Origin of the sequence: Bradyrhizobium sp. Bra64, assembly GCF_024519875.1 — a bacterium.
GTDB lineage: Bacteria > Pseudomonadota > Alphaproteobacteria > Rhizobiales > Xanthobacteraceae > Bradyrhizobium > Bradyrhizobium japonicum_G.
Window position 1 is genome coordinate 85,647 of record NZ_JALJRD010000015.1, and the last position, 15,085, is coordinate 100,731.

18 protein-coding genes are annotated in these 15,085 nt (G+C 64.6%); 11 read left to right on the top strand and 7 right to left on the bottom strand.

The genetic code is table 11. From position 1 onward, the window contains the following. Positions 1–334 precede the first annotated feature (334 nt). Both leuC and NR187_RS30110 read left to right on the top strand, forming a co-directional pair. On the top strand, positions 335–1,741 hold the full coding sequence (leuC, locus tag NR187_RS30105; protein ID WP_256808721.1) for a 3-isopropylmalate dehydratase large subunit: 1,407 nt from the start codon (positions 335–337) through the stop codon (positions 1,739–1,741). Positions 1,742–1,836: 95 nt separating this feature from the next. Next, on the top strand, positions 1,837–2,046 hold the full coding sequence (locus tag NR187_RS30110) for a hypothetical protein (protein ID WP_256808722.1): 210 nt from the start codon (positions 1,837–1,839) through the stop codon (positions 2,044–2,046). Positions 2,047–2,097: 51 nt separating this feature from the next. Here the strand turns inward: NR187_RS30110 and NR187_RS30115 are convergent, their stop codons facing one another. From NR187_RS30115 to NR187_RS30125, 3 genes are all read right to left on the bottom strand, one after another. Continuing rightward, complete coding sequence (locus tag NR187_RS30115; RefSeq protein WP_256808723.1) at positions 2,098–2,649, bottom strand: hypothetical protein; 552 nt, start codon at positions 2,647–2,649, stop codon at positions 2,098–2,100. Positions 2,650–2,801: 152 nt separating this feature from the next. After that, a complete protein-coding gene (locus NR187_RS30120; protein WP_256808725.1) occupies positions 2,802–3,065 on the bottom strand; it encodes a hypothetical protein in 264 nt (87 codons plus the stop codon). A gap of 42 nt (positions 3,066–3,107) precedes the next feature. Then, positions 3,108–3,386: a hypothetical protein gene (locus tag NR187_RS30125; RefSeq protein WP_211384206.1), complete on the bottom strand. Its 279-nt coding sequence runs from the start codon at positions 3,384–3,386 to the stop codon at positions 3,108–3,110. Positions 3,387–3,639: 253 nt separating this feature from the next. On the opposite strand from NR187_RS30125, the gene NR187_RS30130 reads away from it, so the two are divergent. The 5 genes from NR187_RS30130 to NR187_RS30150 all read left to right on the top strand — a co-directional run bounded on the left by NR187_RS30130 (position 3,640) and on the right by NR187_RS30150 (position 7,452). Beyond that, positions 3,640–4,038, top strand: coding sequence for a metallopeptidase family protein (locus tag NR187_RS30130; protein ID WP_211383643.1), 399 nt, complete (start codon positions 3,640–3,642; stop codon positions 4,036–4,038). An 81-nt stretch (positions 4,039–4,119) separates the two neighbouring features. Continuing rightward, positions 4,120–4,725, top strand: coding sequence for a 3-isopropylmalate dehydratase small subunit (gene leuD, locus NR187_RS30135; protein WP_256808726.1), 606 nt, complete (start codon positions 4,120–4,122; stop codon positions 4,723–4,725). Positions 4,726–4,862: 137 nt separating this feature from the next. Further along, positions 4,863–5,648 (top strand): hypothetical protein, encoded by a 786-nt coding sequence (locus NR187_RS30140; protein ID WP_256808727.1) that lies wholly within the window; start codon positions 4,863–4,865, stop codon positions 5,646–5,648. 340 nt (positions 5,649–5,988) lie between these two features. Then, positions 5,989–6,408 carry a DUF6455 family protein gene (locus NR187_RS30145; RefSeq protein WP_211383646.1) on the top strand — a complete coding sequence of 140 codons (420 nt, stop codon included), beginning with the start codon at positions 5,989–5,991 and terminating at the stop codon, positions 6,406–6,408. A 222-nt stretch (positions 6,409–6,630) separates the two neighbouring features. Further along, positions 6,631–7,452: an LssY C-terminal domain-containing protein gene (locus tag NR187_RS30150; RefSeq protein ID WP_211383647.1), complete on the top strand. Its 822-nt coding sequence runs from the start codon at positions 6,631–6,633 to the stop codon at positions 7,450–7,452. Here NR187_RS30150 and NR187_RS30155 read toward each other — a convergent pair. Beyond that, positions 7,449–8,330: a CoA ester lyase gene (locus NR187_RS30155; protein WP_211383648.1), complete on the bottom strand. Its 882-nt coding sequence runs from the start codon at positions 8,328–8,330 to the stop codon at positions 7,449–7,451. The genes NR187_RS30150 and NR187_RS30155 overlap by 4 nt on opposite strands. Positions 8,331–8,440: 110 nt before the next feature. Here NR187_RS30155 and NR187_RS30160 point away from each other — a divergent pair, with 110 nt between their 5' ends. Beyond that, the gene (locus NR187_RS30160) at positions 8,441–9,085 is read left to right on the top strand and encodes a carbonic anhydrase (protein WP_211383649.1); all 645 of its coding nucleotides are present in this window, start codon (positions 8,441–8,443) and stop codon (positions 9,083–9,085) included. A gap of 203 nt (positions 9,086–9,288) precedes the next feature. Here the strand turns inward: NR187_RS30160 and NR187_RS30165 are convergent, their stop codons facing one another. Then, positions 9,289–10,323, bottom strand: a complete 1,035-nt coding sequence (locus tag NR187_RS30165) for an aspartate-semialdehyde dehydrogenase (RefSeq protein ID WP_211383650.1) — start codon at positions 10,321–10,323, stop codon at positions 9,289–9,291. 116 nt (positions 10,324–10,439) lie between these two features. Between NR187_RS30165 and NR187_RS30170 the strand changes: the two genes are divergently transcribed. Both NR187_RS30170 and NR187_RS30175 read left to right on the top strand, forming a co-directional pair. Further along, positions 10,440–11,231: a hypothetical protein gene (locus tag NR187_RS30170; protein WP_256808732.1), complete on the top strand. Its 792-nt coding sequence runs from the start codon at positions 10,440–10,442 to the stop codon at positions 11,229–11,231. 157 nt (positions 11,232–11,388) lie between these two features. After that, a complete protein-coding gene (locus tag NR187_RS30175) occupies positions 11,389–11,766 on the top strand; it encodes a hypothetical protein (protein WP_211383652.1) in 378 nt (125 codons plus the stop codon). 74 nt (positions 11,767–11,840) lie between these two features. Here NR187_RS30175 and NR187_RS30180 read toward each other — a convergent pair whose 3' ends face one another. Together NR187_RS30180 and leuB are read right to left on the bottom strand one after the other, a co-directional pair. Beyond that, positions 11,841–12,476: a DapH/DapD/GlmU-related protein gene (locus NR187_RS30180; protein WP_256808741.1), complete on the bottom strand. Its 636-nt coding sequence runs from the start codon at positions 12,474–12,476 to the stop codon at positions 11,841–11,843. Positions 12,477–12,612: 136 nt separating this feature from the next. Continuing rightward, positions 12,613–13,725: a 3-isopropylmalate dehydrogenase gene (leuB, locus tag NR187_RS30185; RefSeq protein ID WP_256808742.1), complete on the bottom strand. Its 1,113-nt coding sequence runs from the start codon at positions 13,723–13,725 to the stop codon at positions 12,613–12,615. A gap of 133 nt (positions 13,726–13,858) precedes the next feature. Here leuB and NR187_RS30190 point away from each other — a divergent pair, with 133 nt between their 5' ends. Next, the gene (locus NR187_RS30190) at positions 13,859–15,055 is read left to right on the top strand and encodes a YbfB/YjiJ family MFS transporter (RefSeq protein WP_211383655.1); all 1,197 of its coding nucleotides are present in this window, start codon (positions 13,859–13,861) and stop codon (positions 15,053–15,055) included. The last annotated feature ends 30 nt before the right edge of the window (positions 15,056–15,085 follow it).

Consider the following 15,085-nt stretch of genomic DNA (forward strand, 5'->3'; position numbering starts at 1 on the left):
CGAGCGAAGCGAAGCAATCCAGACTGTCTCTGCGGAAAGATTCTGGATTGCTTCGTCGCAAGGGCTCCTCGCAATGACGACGCCGCTAAGGTCTCGCGCTTTTACGGCTGCATGCTATATAGCTTCTAGAATGTTTCCAGATCAGACCAGCATGCAGCCCATCGAGCGCGTCGTCATCGACGATCGTTCGCGGCTGCCTGGCCGGTTCTTCGGACGCTTCGCGACCTCGGCAACGTCAGAGCTTACGCGCGCAGCCTAAAAGCTGCGCTGACGATTTTGTTGCCCGCGCGCCCCCCGCGCATATCGCTACACAACATTCCTGGAGCTGACGCTCATGTCCAAGCCGACCACATTGTACGACAAGATCTGGAACGACCATCTGGTGCACGAAGCCGAGGACGGCACCTGCCTGCTCTATATCGACCGCCATCTGGTGCACGAAGTCACCTCGCCGCAGGCGTTCGAAGGCCTGCGCGCGACGGGACGCAAGGTGCATGCGCCCGAGAAGACGCTCGCCGTCGTCGACCACAACGTGCCGACCACCGACCGCACCAAGCCGAACCCCGACCCCGAGAGCATCGAGCAGATCAAGGCGCTGGCGGACAACGCCAAGGAATTCGGCATCGAATATTTCAACGAGTTCGACAAGCGCCAGGGCATCGTCCACGTCATCGGCCCCGAGCAGGGCTTTACGCTGCCCGGCACCACCATCGTCTGCGGTGACAGCCACACCTCGACGCATGGCGCGTTCGGCGCGCTCGCGCACGGCATCGGCACCTCGGAAGTCGAGCACGTGCTGGCGACGCAGACGCTGATTCAGAAGAAGGCCAAGAACATGCGCGTCAACGTCGACGGCAAATTGCCTGACGGCGTCACGGGCAAGGACATCATCCTCGCCATCATCGGCGAGATCGGCACCGCGGGCGGCACCGGCTACGTGCTGGAATACGCCGGCGACGCCATCCGCGCGCTATCGATGGAAGGCCGCATGACGGTGTGCAACATGTCGATCGAGGGCGGCGCCCGCGCCGGCCTGGTTGCGCCCGACCAGAAAGCGTTCGACTTCCTGCGCGACCGGCCGAAGGCGCCGAAGGGCGCGGACTGGGACGCAGCAATGCGCTACTGGGAGAAACTGCGCTCCGACGACGGCGCGCATTTCGACCACGAGCTGCGCCTCGATGCCGCGAAGCTGCCGCCGATCGTGACCTGGGGCACCAGCCCTGAGGACGTGATCTCGGTGACCGGTTTCGTGCCCGATCCGGACAAGATCGCGGACGAGGCCAAGCGTCTGTCCAAGCATCGCGCCCTGAAGTACATGGGCCTGACGGCGGGGACGAAGATCACCGACATCAAGCTCGACCGCATCTTCATCGGCTCCTGCACCAACGGCCGCATTGAGGATTTGCGCGCCGCCGCCAAGATCGCGGAAGGCAAGCAGGTTGCTGGCAGCGTCAACGCCATGGTGGTGCCGGGCTCCGGCATCGTGAAGGAGCAGGCCGAAGCTGAAGGTCTCGACAAGATATTCATCAAGGCCGGCTTCGAATGGCGCGAGCCGGGCTGCTCGATGTGCCTCGCCATGAACCCGGACAAGCTGAAGCCGGAGGAGCGCTGCGCCTCGACCTCGAACCGCAATTTCGAGGGCCGCCAGGGCTTCAAGGGTCGTACGCATCTGGTGTCGCCGGCGATGGCGGCAGCGGCAGCGATCGCGGGTCACTTCGTCGATGTCAGGGAGTGGCGGTAAGCTGCTCGCTGCAATTTGAGCGATCGCGGCAAACCGCCGTTAATCGCCGGCGCCCACACTGTGTCCGCGCGAACGTTTCGCGCGGACACGAGCCCATGGCCAACAAGCCTGAATATGTCGATCTGATCGGCGAGGCCACGCGCCAGCACCGGCGGCGCGCGGCGCCGCTGCGCATCGTCGCCAGGCCCGAGGCCGAGGAGACCTCGAAGCTCAGCCGCTGGCCGCCGGCGATGTTCAAGCAGTGGAAGCTGGAGAACCTGGCGCGTTGGAAATCGGCATCGTGGAAGCTCAAGGATTGGCTTTAGGCCACATGAACGAAGGGCGCCGCTGAGGCGCCCTTTTGATGTCGATCGCACTCACCAATAGCGATACGGATGGTGCCAGCGATGCCAGCGGCAGATGCGGCGCGGTCCGTAATAGGTCCAGATCACCCGGCAGCGGCGCGGATAGTGGTAATAGGGATAGTAGCCGCCGTAATAATGGCGCCGGTGGAAGTGACGATAGCCGTAATGCGGGCGATAGCCCCAGTGGCGGTGATAGCCGCCATATCCGCCGTAGCGGACGCCGCCATAGCGATAGCCGCCGCCGCGGAAGGCCGGTGCGGCACGAACGACACCGCCGCGGAAGCCGCCGAAATGTCCTCCGCCACCGTGGAAGCCGCCTCCTCTATGGAAGCCGCCGCCATGAAAGCCGCCGCCGCCATGCCCGCCACCATGTCCACCGCCGCCGCCGTGGCGAACCGGGATGATGTCGTCGGTCGCAGCCTTCGCCGCGGGTGACGTCGCCGGATTGATCAAGGTCAGCGCTTCAGCGCGGCGCGCGGTCCCCGCCGACAGCATCAGCGTCGCGGCCGCCGCGATCCCGAGCAAGCGCAGCGGGCTCGCCCTGAGACCCAAACTCCTCAGCATGGCATCCTCCCTGAATCCGGACAGCGGCGTTGCGATGCTCGTTGCCGGCCCGCGTCATCGCTGTTCATTGACGGTCGCTCCCAACATTAAGCTAGGGACAGCGACGTGAATGCCTCATGAATGAACGACGATGTCGACGCGGCGCGGCGGCGTCACCACCACGGCCCGAAGCCGAGCACGAAGGGCGCGGGCACGCCGTAAGGATAGGGACGGTAGTAAACCGGCCGTGCGTAATAGCGCGGCGCATCGGATGCGAGGTGGCGCACAGCGTCATGATGGCGCGCGTGGCGCCGTGCACCGATGTCAATTGCGGGCGCTGATGCCTTTGACGCTGCGGCATGCGCCGCGGCAATGGAGACGCCGGGCAAGGCGAGGATCAGCCCGAGGGCCACCGCGATTCCGATCCATCTCGTCATGATCGACCTCCGCTGCGCCCGCATGCGGCGCTGCCGGCCAACTCAGCCGCGGCGCCAGTAGCAGCTCATATGCGGCACGATCACCGTGCCGCTCGGCCGGAATTCCTGCACATAGGTGGCATTGCACTCGCGGACCGCGTCGGGACCGGGGTTGTAGCGCGGATAGACGCCATCCGGGCTGTAATAGGGCGTGACGCGCAGCCGCGCCGGGGCCCGCTTGCGCGGCGGCGGGGCGTCGGGCACGCCCGCCTGGGCCAGCCGAATCTCGCGGCCGGCCGTCTGGGCTTCGGCCACGCCGCAAATCTGCGAAAACAACCCCATGCACAGTAGCGTCAGCGCTGTTTTCGCTCGCATTTTACCGCCCACCTGAAACGTCTTTTCCGAGGCCCCACGCTCCCCGTTTTGGCGGCGCCCGTCAACCTCGCCGCCTTTATAAAGCCGGATGCATCGCCGCGGAACCCGCGCTAGAACCCCGTTCCGATAAAATCGGGGCGGGGTTCTAGATTCTCATTTTGACGCGTTTTCCTGACGCGAACCGGTGTCCGCTTCGCTCGAAAACGCCCTGGAGAAGCCCATGTGGACGGAATTGAAAGCGCCCTCGCTGGCCGAGATGGAAGCGACGGCCCATGACATCTTCGAGCGCCTGCCGGCGGAGTTTCGCAAGCTGTGCGAGGGCGTGATCATCCGCGTCGACGACTTCCCGACCGAAGAGGTGCTCGACGAGATGGAATGCGAGAGCGAGTTCGACCTGCTCGGCCTGTTCCAGGGCATCGGCCTGCCGCAGCAGAGTTTCGGCGACGTGGCGCGGCTACCCAACATGGTCTGGCTCTACCGCCGGCCGATCCTGGACTATTGGGCCGAGCACGACGAAAGCCTCGGCCACATCGTCCGCCACGTCCTGATCCACGAGATCGGCCACCATTTCGGCCTTTCGGACGACGATATGGCCGCGATCGAGGCGCAAGCAGACTAGACCTGCCGAATTCGGCCTAGGATTTCGGCCCCGATCGCGATAAATAACCGTTCCCCTGAACCACCCCGGGAAAGCGCAACCATGGACAAGTTCACCACGCTGGAAGGCGTCGCGGCGCCGCTGAAGATCATCAATGTCGACACCGACATGATCATTCCGAAGCAGTACCTCAAGACCATCAAGCGCACCGGCCTTGGCAAGGGGCTCTTCTCCGAGCAGCGCTACAAGGACGACGGCAGCGAGAACCCGGATTTCGTGCTGAACCAGCCGGCCTATCGCAACACCAAGGTGCTGGTCGCCGGCGACAATTTCGGCTGCGGCTCGAGCCGCGAGCACGCGCCCTGGGCGCTGCTCGACTTCGGCATCCGCTGCGTGATCTCGACCTCGTTCGGCGACATCTTCTACAACAACTGCTTCAAGAACGGCATCCTGCCGATCCGCGTTGCCCAGGAAGACCTCGACAAGCTGTTCGACGACGCCGAGCGCGGCGCCAACGCGACGCTGACGATCGATCTGCCGAACCAGGAGATCCGCGGCCCCGACGGCGGCAAGGTCAAGTTCGAGATCGACCCGTTCCGCAAGCACTGCCTGATCAACGGCCTCGACGACATCGGCCTGACGATGGAGAAGAAGGCCTCGATCGACACCTATGAGGAGAAGCTCAAGCGCGAACGCGCCTGGGCTTGAGCCCAAATTCCTGTTCGAGCCCCGGTGCCACGCGCGCCGGGGCTTTTTCTTTGCCCTCGACATCACCTCTTGTTTGAGCATGAACTTTTCGGAAAACCGCTGCACACTTTTCCGGATCATGCTCTAGGCTTCCCCGCATGCTGCCCGAGATCGTCACCTTCTGGCATGGCCCGATGGACGCCCTGCGCCAGACCTGTCTGCGCTCGCAGCTGGCTGCCGGCCACAAGATCACGGTCTACAGTTTCGACACCATTCCCGGCCTCCCGGCCGGTGTCGGCAACGCTGACGCCGAAGCGATCCTGCCGCACGCGTTCTCCGAACGGTTGCGGCCGCCGCAGCCGGACGGAAGCTGGCGCGACTGGACCACGCTCCAGTTCAGCGACTTCTTCCGCATGAAGCTGATGGCGAAGGGATTGGGTCTCTGGCTCGATGCCGACGTGCTGCTGCTCAAACCCGTCGTGATCGATCCGGCAAAGCCCTACTTCGCCTGGGAGCGGCCGCGCCAGCTCGGCAATTCCGTGATTTACCTTCCGTCCGCGCACGGCATCGTCGCCGCGTACGAAGAGCTGATGGAGCAGGAGGAATTGACGCCGAACTGGCTCTCGCTGCGCCATCGCATCACCTTCCTGATGCGCCGCCTGCGCGGCGGCTCGAATCGTCTCTCCGACATCCGCGTCGCGATCTTCGGGCCGGCGGCACTCACCGCGCTGGCGCGTCGCACCGGCGATTTGGCCTGCGCACTGCCGAAGCAGTCGTTCTACGCCGTGCATGCCGAGCCAAAGCTGTTCTTCGATCCCTCGAGCTATCTCGGCCTCGTCACCAACCCCGAGATCATCGGCCTGCACATCTCGCCCAAGGGTCGCGGCGGCGAGAAGCCGATCCCGGGCAGCCTGTATGCGTGGGCAGCGGAGCGGTTTGGGTAATCCTCCGCTGCAAGCCCAGTGCGATCGCATATGGCACCACCTGAGCGCGCGCCTCGTCCTTCGAGACGACCGCTTCGCGGTCTCCTCAGGAGGAGGCTAAGCGGCATCGGTGCTCGTCAAAACTATGGCCGCACACTCGGTCCTCATTCTGAGGGCCCGCCAACGGCGGGCGTCTCGAAGGATGGACACAGGGGAAGCGCTCCCATATGCGATTACCCTGCCCGCGTCCGGGACACGCGACCTGTTTTCTCGATCCATTCTCAATTTGATCCAGCGCAACGCGCTCCTGCATCATTGTGCATAACCTTGCTCCAATACCGCTATCCGAATGGAGCTTCGCATGAGCACCGCAAGCAGGCCTTATCCCATCGTCCAGGACCTCATCGAGTCCTTTGCAAGCTGGCTGAAGCATCGCCGCGAGCTGAACGAGATGCGGCAACTCGATCGTTCGGAGTTCGACCGGATCGCCAGCGACCTCAGGATCGCGCCGGACGATCTGGAGGAGCTGGTCCGTCACGGCAAGCACGCCGCCGACGAACTGCCGAAAATGCTCGAACAGCTCGGCATCGATGCGGAAGGGCTCGGCCGCGCACAGCCGCTGCTGTTGCGCGACATGGAGCGTGTGTGCGCCCTGTGCAGCCACAAGGCTCAATGCGACCGCGATCTCGCCGACGGCACCGCCGCGGAGAACTATCACGGTTATTGCGGCAATGCGTCGACGCTGGAATCGCTCGATCGCGCCGATCACGCACCGCGCTGACGCGCGCATAGATTTCGTCAGGCGGTACAGTCTTCACTCCCGGATGGCGCTATAGCTAGCTCGCCTCAACCGAGAGGCGTTCGGTTCAGGCTCAAAAGCAGCAATCTGAGGCTCGTGCCGTCGGCTTCAAAGGAAGCTTCGATCCAACGGTCTTTGCTAAATGTTGGAACTGAGCGAGCGGGGCAGGTAATATGCGGAGCATCCTGACTCAAACGATATCGCATGGCTGATTTCACCAAGGACGGGACGAGGAAACGACGATGGCCTTACCGCTTGGCCGTTATCCTGCTCGCCTATCTGGTCTTGGCGTACATTCTGGTCCCCACCCTGTGGATTCACCACGAGCACGAAGCAGGGCTGGCTTCATTGCCGATGATCACCAGGACGTCGGACGATATCCCTGCCGATCCCCTGAACGTTGGACTCGTTGGCAACGACGAAGACGTCGTCCGCGCAATGAACACGGCCGGATGGTTTGCAGCCGATGCCGTGACGCTGCGCTCGAGCATCGAGATCGTCGGAAGCGTGGTGCTGGATCGGCCATATCGTAGCGCCCCCGTCAGCCCTCTCTACTATCTTGGAAAGAAGGAGCAGTACGCCTTCGAGAAGCCTGCAGGGCACAGCGCCGATCGGCGGAATCACGTTCGATTCTGGAAGGCCCTCGAGAAGGGCGATGATGGTCGTCCGGTTTGGCTTGGCTCGGCGACGTTCGATCGGGGCGTCGGGCTCAGCCACGACACGGGACAAGTAACCCATCACATCGCGGCCGACATCGATACCGAGCGAGATCTCTTGATGGCCGACTTGCGCGAGACACGTGTCGTCGGCAGTTTCTTTCAGATCTCGGGCATAGGCCCAACTCTGTTCGGCCGAAACGGGGGTGGCGACCCCTACCACACGGATGGCGAGATACACGTTGCCGTCCTGGTGCCAGGAGCAGCAAATGGGCCGGCGGATCCTCCGACCATTCCACCGCCATCTCTCATTGCTCTGAAAGATGCCATATGGCACGGCATCGCTCAGAAAGCCGAAGGCAAGCCCTAACCCTTGCTCATCGCGGCGATCGCGTCCGCGATCTCGATCGTCCGCCGGGCCATGTCGGCGTGCAGCCGCTCCACCATGGCGCCGTCGAGCCGGATCGCGCCGCGCGACACGTTCTCCGGCAATTCGAACGCGGCGATGATTTTTCGCGCGCGCGCGACTTCCTCTTCGGGCGGCGTGAAGATTGCATTGCAGGCGTCGATCTGCGAGGGATGGATCAGCGTCTTGCCGTCGAAGCCGAGATCGCGACCCTGCGCGCATTCGGTGGCAAAGCCGTCCGAATTGGCAATGTCGCTGTAGGGCCCGTCGAGGATTTCGAGGCCATGGGCGCGCGTCGCCAGGATGCAATGGGTGATCATCGGGATCATCGCGGCGCGGCCCGGCAGCATCTTGATACGCGTCTCGCGCGAGATGTCGTTCGGGCCGAACACGAAACCGGACAGGCGCCTCGATGGATCGCGCCCGGCCGCGGCCAGCTCCTCGGCATGGAGCACGGCGCGCGCGGTCTCGATCATGGCCCAGACTCTTACGGTCGGCGCGGCGCCGAGCTCGGCGAGCCGGCGGCCGATCTGGTCGAGATCCTCGATGCTTGAAACTTTTGGAACCAGGATGCCGTCCGGCGAGGCCTTGGCGGCCATGGCGACGTCGTCGGCCCACCAGGGCGTGTCGAGGCCGTTGGTCCGGATCAGGATCTCGCGCTTGCCGAAGCCCTTGGCCGCGATCGCGGCGGCGATGCCGTCGCGCGCCACCGCCTTGGCATCGGGCGCGACGGAATCCTCCAGATCGAGGATCAGGCCGTCGGCGGCGAGATTGCGCGCCTTTTCCAGCGCGCGGGGGTTGGAGCCGGGCATGAACAGATGGCTGCGGCGCGGGCGGGTCATGCAAGCATTCCTTCCGGTTTCCTCGTCTTATTCTGACCGAAGCCGATAGCATCTGGCCTGCCTATTCGAAAGGCTTGTTCGCTCCGGCGGTATATGATTAGGCATGGGCCATGATGACATTCCCGAAGCATTTGCTGGAAGGCTACCAGGCCTTCGCCACCCAGCGGCTGCCGACCGAGCAGACCCGCTATCGCGAGCTGTCGGTGAAGGGGCAGTTCCCGGAAGTGATGGTGATCGGCTGCTGCGACAGCCGCGTCTCGCCCGAGGTGATCTTCGACGTCGGCCCGGGCGAACTCTTCGTGGTCCGCAACATCGCCAATCTGGTGCCGGTGTATCAGCCCGACGGCAACGCGCACGGCGTCTCCGCAGCGCTGGAATACGCCGTGACGGTGCTGAAGGTGAAGCACATCGTGGTGCTCGGCCACGCGCAATGCGGCGGCATCCGCGCCTTCGTCGACAAGATCGAACCGCTCACGCCCGGCGACTTCATCGGCAAATGGATGCAGATGTTCATCAAGCCCGGCGAAGTGGTCGAGCAGCGCGACCACGAGACCATGGCGCAGTTCGTCGAACGCATCGAGAAGGCCGCGGTGTTCCGCAGCCTGGAAAACCTGATGACGTTCCCGTTCGTGCAGAAGGCGGTCGAAAGCGGCCAGATGCAGACCCACGGCGCCTATTTCGGCGTCGCGGAGGGATCGCTGTTCGTGCTGGACAAGGTTGCGAAGGAATTCAGGAACGCGCGAAGCGTGGCGTAGGCGGGTTCGTCAACCACGCTCGTCGTCCCGGACAAGCGCAAGCGCAGATCCGGGACCCATACGCCGCAGCAGTAATTTTGCGAAGACTCGGAGTTATCGGCTTCCCGCCAAACCACTTCCTGTGGTTATGGGTCCCGGATCTGCGCGCGCTTTTGGCGCGCTTGTCCGGGACAACGAGAGGGCTGTGACAGTCGAACGAAGGCTTACGCCGCCTTCTTCTTCGCGCTGATCAGCTTGCGGTTGATCAGGACTTCCGCGATCTGGATCGCGTTGAGCGCGGCGCCCTTGCGCAGATTGTCGGACACGCACCACAGCACGAGACCGTTCTCCACCGTCGCGTCCTCGCGGATGCGGCTGATATAGGTGGCGTCCTCGCCGGCCGCCTCGTAGGGCGTGGCGTAGCCGCCGGGCTCCTGCTTGTCGATGACGAGGCAGCCGGGCGCCTTGCGCAGGATGTCGCGTGCTTCATCGGGGGTGATCGGATTCTCGAACTCGATGTTGACGGCTTCGGAATGGCCGACGAACACCGGCACGCGCACGCAGGTCGCGGTGAGCTTGATCTTGGGATCAAGAATCTTCTTGGTCTCCATCATCATCTTCCACTCTTCCTTGGTGTAGCCGTCCTCCATGAAGACGTCGATGTGGGGGATGACGTTGAAGGCGATGCGCTTGGGGAATTTCTTCGAGATCAGTTCCTGGTTGGTGTAGACGGCCTTGGTTTGCGAGAACAGCTCGTCCATCGCGTCCTTGCCGGCGCCCGACACCGATTGATAGGTCGAGACCACGACGCGCTTGATCGTCGCCTTGTCGTGCAGCGGCTTCAGCGCGACCACGAGCTGCGCGGTCGAGCAGTTCGGGTTGGCGATGATGTTCTTCTTCTTGAAGCCGGCCGTTGCGTCCGCGTTCACCTCGGGCACGATCAGCGGCACGTCCGGATCCATGCGCCAGGCCGACGAATTGTCGATCACGACGGTCCCGGCGGCGCCGATCTTCGGCGACCATTCCTTCGACACCTCGCCACCCGCCGACATCAGGCAGATGTCGACGTCGGAGAAATCATAGTGCTCGAGCGCCTTGCACTTCAGGGTCCGGTCGCCATAGGAGACCTCGACGCCGACGCTGCGGCGTGACGCCAGGGCCACGACCTCGTCCGCGGGGAATTTGCGCTCATCGAGGATGTTGAGCATTTCCCGTCCGACATTGCCGGTCGCGCCGACGACTGCGACTTTGTAACCCATCGTTCACTCTCCGACGAAAAAGCCCGTTCCTGAAGCTGACGCTTAAACAGGAAGAGCAGCGCTTCTATGCGAGAACCGGCCTCAAGACAACGTTGGACCATGCCTGAAGGCCGTGGATGCAGTCGCCTGAGGCCAGCACGGCCGCAACCTCCCCCCAGACCCATCTGGCGCTTGCAGCCTTCGCCGACGAGGTCGTCGGCACGCTGGCGCGCCTGTTCGCCTATGTGGGGACCCTGGTGCTGTTTGCCATGCTTGGGCTTGCGGCGCTCGGCCAGCTGCCTGATCTCCGCGACGACGATGGGCCGGCGCTGAAGCCGGGCTGGAGCGTGGCCGACCGCTCGCCCGCCGCCTTCGCCCTTGGCCGGCTCGATTCATCAGAAAAAACAGCCTCTTACACCATCTTCCGGCATCCCGGGGGCGGCCGCAGGGACGTGATGCGCTGGACCGGCGAGGCCGACAGGCCGGTGGCCGCGCTCGAGATTTACCGGGAGGGCGCCGAATTCGACGTGGCGCGTCCGGCGACAGCCGACCTGGCTATCCAGATGGGCTTGGGCACAACTGCCTCGCTCGAGCAGGCCGGCCTGATCGACACCAAATTCGGCGCTGTCGCCCTGTTCCGGCCGACCGGCACGGCGGATGGCGCGCAGGCTTGCCTTGGCTACCTCAAGCGCAGCGAGGAGCCGGCGCTCCAGATCTCCGGCTTCTCCTGCCAGGGCGATACAATGCCCGCCCGGCGCGCGGCGATTGCCTGCACGCTGAACCGGCTGACGCAGCTCGCCTCCGGCAACGAGCCGAAGCTGGCCGAATTGTTCGCCCGTGCCGAGCTGAAGCGCAGGGGTTGCGAACCCCAGGGCTCGTCGGACTGGCTGCTGGGCGCCGCAAACGCGCAATTGCGCGGAGCGCTTTGATCGGCATCAAGCTCAAGTGGCTGGTATTCATGCAACTTTTGCCGGCGCGCACGATTATTCCGCGCCGGTGTGACCCAATAGACCTAGTTGCGGCCGTCCCGGCTGGGCTAGTATGGGCGTGAAATCGACTGGCGGCCTGCCGCCTGAAGGGGACGTGATGAGCTCGAAATTCTCTGGCAAATTGGCGACGTGGCTTGCGGCGGGAGCCGTCATTGCGATGAGCCTTGCGACGCCGGCCTCGGCCGACACCAAGACCAAGCGCCATGACGAGCGCGGCCGGCATTATTATGGTCCGAGCGGCCCCAACGCGGTCTATCAGCAGGGCCGCACCCGCATCTATGTGAGCAAGCGCTCCTGGCTCGATGGCGGCACCGAGGTCAATCCGGGCGATCGCAAGTTCACCGACTATGCCTTCCCGCCGGCGGTTGGCTATCCGTCCTTCGCCCGCGAAAACCTCAACCGCCCGATCGATCGCCAGCCGCTGGCGACGCCGTCCGATGTCGGCGGCTATCCGCAGAATTTCCCGCTCTACTGAGGCGGACCGATCATCCGAATCAAAATGGCCGGGTTCTCGCCCGGCCATTTTTGTTTGTGAGAGATCCATCCGCCTTACGCGTTGGCGGCCGGGTCGTAGCGCCTGCAGAATTCCTCGATCGCCTCGGAGCGGAAATCGCCGAGGCGCTCGAAGATGAGCTCATCCGGCCAATCCCACCAGGCGATGCGGCGCAGGCTTTCCGCGACCGAACCCTCAAAGCGCTTGCGGATGGGACGCGCGGGAACGCCGCCGACGATCGTGTAGGGTTCGACATCGCGGCTGACGACCGCGCCCGCGGCGATCACCGCGCCGTCGCCGACGGTTACGCCCGGCAGCAGGATCGCGGCGTGCCCGATCCAGACGTCATTGCCGACGATCACCCGGTCGCCACGGCGATCCGCAAAGAAGTCGCGGTCGCGAGTCGCCGTCGTCTCGTAATATTCAGGGCAATAGGTGAAGCGATGCTGGGACGGACGTCCCATCGGATGATTGGGCGCGCCGATCCGCACAGAGTTGGCGATGGCGGTGAATTTTCCGATCGCGGCGTCGGCGACCTCGCAGTGCTCGCCGAGATAGGAGTAGTCGCCGAGCGAGGCATATTCGATGCGCGTGTTGGCGAGGATTTCGCAGCGCCGCCCGATCTGCGCCTCGCGCCGGCACACCGTCTCATGGATGATCGTTTCCGCGATCTTGGGGCGGGGGGAATCCATGAAGTGGCTCCTGAGATTACGGGCAGTGCCATAGGGTGGGCAAAGGCGCTCTTGCGCCGTGCCCACGATCTCTCCCGATCGAAATAGCGGGTGGGCACGCTTGCGCTTTGCCCACCCTACGAGAGAGGTGCCTGCCTCACGCGTGCAGCTTCTGCAATTCCATCAGGATCGCTTCGCCCATCTGCGTGGTCGAGGCAGCGGTCGTGCCTTCCGACTTGATGTCGGCGGTGCGCAGGCCGCTCGCCAGCACCGCGGCGATCGCGGCGTCGACCTTGTCGGCGAGACCCCCCATGTCGAAAGAATAGCGCAGCGCCATGCCGAAGGACGAGATCATCGCGATCGGATTGGCAAGGCCCTTGCCGGCGATGTCGGGCGCCGAGCCGTGCACGGGCTCATACAGCGCCTTGCGCTTCTTGCTCTTGACGTCGACCTCGCCGAGCGAGGCCGAGGGCAGCATGCCGAGCGAACCGGTCAGCATCGCCGCGATGTCGGACAGCATGTCGCCGAACAGATTGTCGGTGACGATGACGTCGAACTGCTTCGGCGCCTTGACCAGCATCATGCCGCCGGAATCGGCAAGCTGGTGCTCGAGCGTGACATCAGGGTATTCGCGCTTGTGGACCGCCGTCATGACCTCGTTCCAGAGCACGCCCGACTTCATGACGTTGCGCTTCTCCATCGACGTCACCTTGTTCTTGCGCTTCCTGGCAAGCTCGAAGGCGACGCGGCCGATGCGCTCGATCTCATAGGTGTCGTAGACCTGCGTATCGATGGCGCGCTTCTGGCCGTTGCCGAGATCGGTGATGGTCTTGGGCTCGCCGAAATAGACGCCGCCGGTGAGCTCGCGCACGATCATGATGTCGAGGCCCTCGACCGCCTCCCGCTTCAGGCTCGAGGCATCCGCCAGCGCCGGGTAACACACGGCGGGACGCAGGTTGGCGAACAAAGCGAGATCCTTGCGCAGGCGCAGCAGGCCGGCCTCGGGGCGCACCTCGTAGGGCACGGCATCCCACTTCGGACCGCCGACCGCGCCGAAGATGATCGCGTCCGCAGCAAGCGCCTTGGCCATGTCGCCCTCGGAGATCGAGACCTTGTGCGCGTCATAGGCGGAGCCGCCGACGAGGCCGGTGTCGGTCTCGAAGTTGGCGATCCCGGCCGAATTGAGCCAGTCGATCAGCCGCTTCACCTCGCCCATCACCTCGGGGCCGATACCGTCGCCGGGGAGCAGCAGCAGTTTGTGGGTCGCCATGGTCGTTTCCTCTGAGATCGAATTTCGGCCGGAGTGCTAGAGCGGCGTTGCGCGCTTGGCAAGACACCATTGCCGAGGCGCGGCTGTGCAAGGCAGGCGGGGCCTGCCACACTGCGCGGGCCGGAGTACCTCCTTGCACGCACCTGACCGCCCCCCGCCCGACGCACACCCCGCGCGGCTGATCCTGACCCTGTCGCTGGCGGCGACGGTCGGGCTCGGTATCGGGCGCTTTGCCTATGCGCTGGTGTTGCCGGACATGCGGGAGGATCTCGGCTGGTCCTACTCGGCGGCCGGTTTCATGAACACCATCAACGCCGTCGGCTACCTCGTCGGAGCCCTGGTGGCATCCCGGCTGATCCAGCGGGTCGGCTGGTCGGCCGCGATCCGCGGCGGAACCCTGGCCTGCGTGGCCGCGCTCGCCACCTGCGCGCTGACCGGGAATTTCGTCGCCCTGAGCCTCGCGCGTCTCGTGCTCGGCCTGGGCGCCGCCGCGGGCTTCGTCGCCGGCGGCGCGCTGGCCGCGACCATCGCGCAGTCGCGCCCCGAGCGGGCCAATTTCCTGCTCAGCCTGTTCTATGCCGGCCCCGGCATCGGCATTCTCTCTTCGGGGCTGATCGCCCCGTTCACGCTGCAATATTTCGGGCCGGGCTCGTGGTGGATGGTGTGGTGGGCGCTGACGCTGCTCTCGGCGCTCATGACCGCGCCGCTGTTCCTGACCCGCATCGAGAGCGGCGCGCGTTTCTCGGAAGGCAGCCACGCGTCGTTCGCGATTCTTCCCATACTGATTTATCTGGCCGCCTACTTCCTGTTCGGCGCCGGCTACATCGCCTACATGACCTTCATGATCGCCTATGTGCGCGACGGCGGCGGCGGGGCCGCGGCGCAGGCCGCATTCTGGAGCCTGATCGGTCTCAGCGCCTTCGTCACGCCCTGGGTCTGGCGCGGCGTTCTGGCGCTCGATCGCGGCGGCCTCGCCACCGCCATCATCCTCGGCACCAACGCGCTCGGCGCCGCCTTGCCGATGCTCGGGCATTCGCCGGCATGGCTCGCGGTCTCGGCGGTGGTGTTCGGCGTCGCCTTCTTCGCCGTCGTCGGCTCGACCACCGCCTTCGTCCGCTTCAACTATCCGCCGGAGAGGTGGCCGACCGCGATCGCGGCGATGACGATCTCGTTCGGCGTCGGCCAGACGCTCGGCCCGATCGTGGTCGGCGCCATCACGGATGCGCTGGGGAGCTTGAGTTATGCGCTCAATGTGTCGGCGGCGCTGCTGGCGCTGGGGGCGGTTGCGGCGCTATGCCAGCGGAAGGTGGGGCCGAAAGTTTCAGCATAAACGGTGTCGTCCCGGCGAAGGCCGGGACTA

Coding starts and splice junctions, on each gene's coding strand:
- leuB (WP_256808742.1), bottom strand. CDS start 13,725: ATGGCGACCCACAAACTGCTGCTGCTCCCCGGCGACGGTATCGGCCCC.
- NR187_RS30140 (WP_256808727.1), top strand. CDS start 4,863: ATGCTGCCCGAGATCGTCACCTTCTGGCATGGCCCGATGGACGCCCTG.
- NR187_RS30150 (WP_211383647.1), top strand. CDS start 6,631: ATGGCTGATTTCACCAAGGACGGGACGAGGAAACGACGATGGCCTTAC.
- NR187_RS30175 (WP_211383652.1), top strand. CDS start 11,389: ATGAGCTCGAAATTCTCTGGCAAATTGGCGACGTGGCTTGCGGCGGGA.
- NR187_RS30180 (WP_256808741.1), bottom strand. CDS start 12,476: ATGGATTCCCCCCGCCCCAAGATCGCGGAAACGATCATCCATGAGACG.
- NR187_RS30165 (WP_211383650.1), bottom strand. CDS start 10,323: ATGGGTTACAAAGTCGCAGTCGTCGGCGCGACCGGCAATGTCGGACGG.
- leuC (WP_256808721.1), top strand. CDS start 335: ATGTCCAAGCCGACCACATTGTACGACAAGATCTGGAACGACCATCTG.
- NR187_RS30125 (WP_211384206.1), bottom strand. CDS start 3,386: ATGGGGTTGTTTTCGCAGATTTGCGGCGTGGCCGAAGCCCAGACGGCC.
- NR187_RS30145 (WP_211383646.1), top strand. CDS start 5,989: ATGAGCACCGCAAGCAGGCCTTATCCCATCGTCCAGGACCTCATCGAG.
- NR187_RS30130 (WP_211383643.1), top strand. CDS start 3,640: ATGTGGACGGAATTGAAAGCGCCCTCGCTGGCCGAGATGGAAGCGACG.
- NR187_RS30110 (WP_256808722.1), top strand. CDS start 1,837: ATGGCCAACAAGCCTGAATATGTCGATCTGATCGGCGAGGCCACGCGC.
- NR187_RS30120 (WP_256808725.1), bottom strand. CDS start 3,065: ATGACGAGATGGATCGGAATCGCGGTGGCCCTCGGGCTGATCCTCGCC.
- NR187_RS30155 (WP_211383648.1), bottom strand. CDS start 8,330: ATGACCCGCCCGCGCCGCAGCCATCTGTTCATGCCCGGCTCCAACCCC.
- NR187_RS30160 (WP_211383649.1), top strand. CDS start 8,441: ATGATGACATTCCCGAAGCATTTGCTGGAAGGCTACCAGGCCTTCGCC.
- leuD (WP_256808726.1), top strand. CDS start 4,120: ATGGACAAGTTCACCACGCTGGAAGGCGTCGCGGCGCCGCTGAAGATC.
- NR187_RS30115 (WP_256808723.1), bottom strand. CDS start 2,649: ATGCTGAGGAGTTTGGGTCTCAGGGCGAGCCCGCTGCGCTTGCTCGGG.
- NR187_RS30170 (WP_256808732.1), top strand. CDS start 10,440: ATGCAGTCGCCTGAGGCCAGCACGGCCGCAACCTCCCCCCAGACCCAT.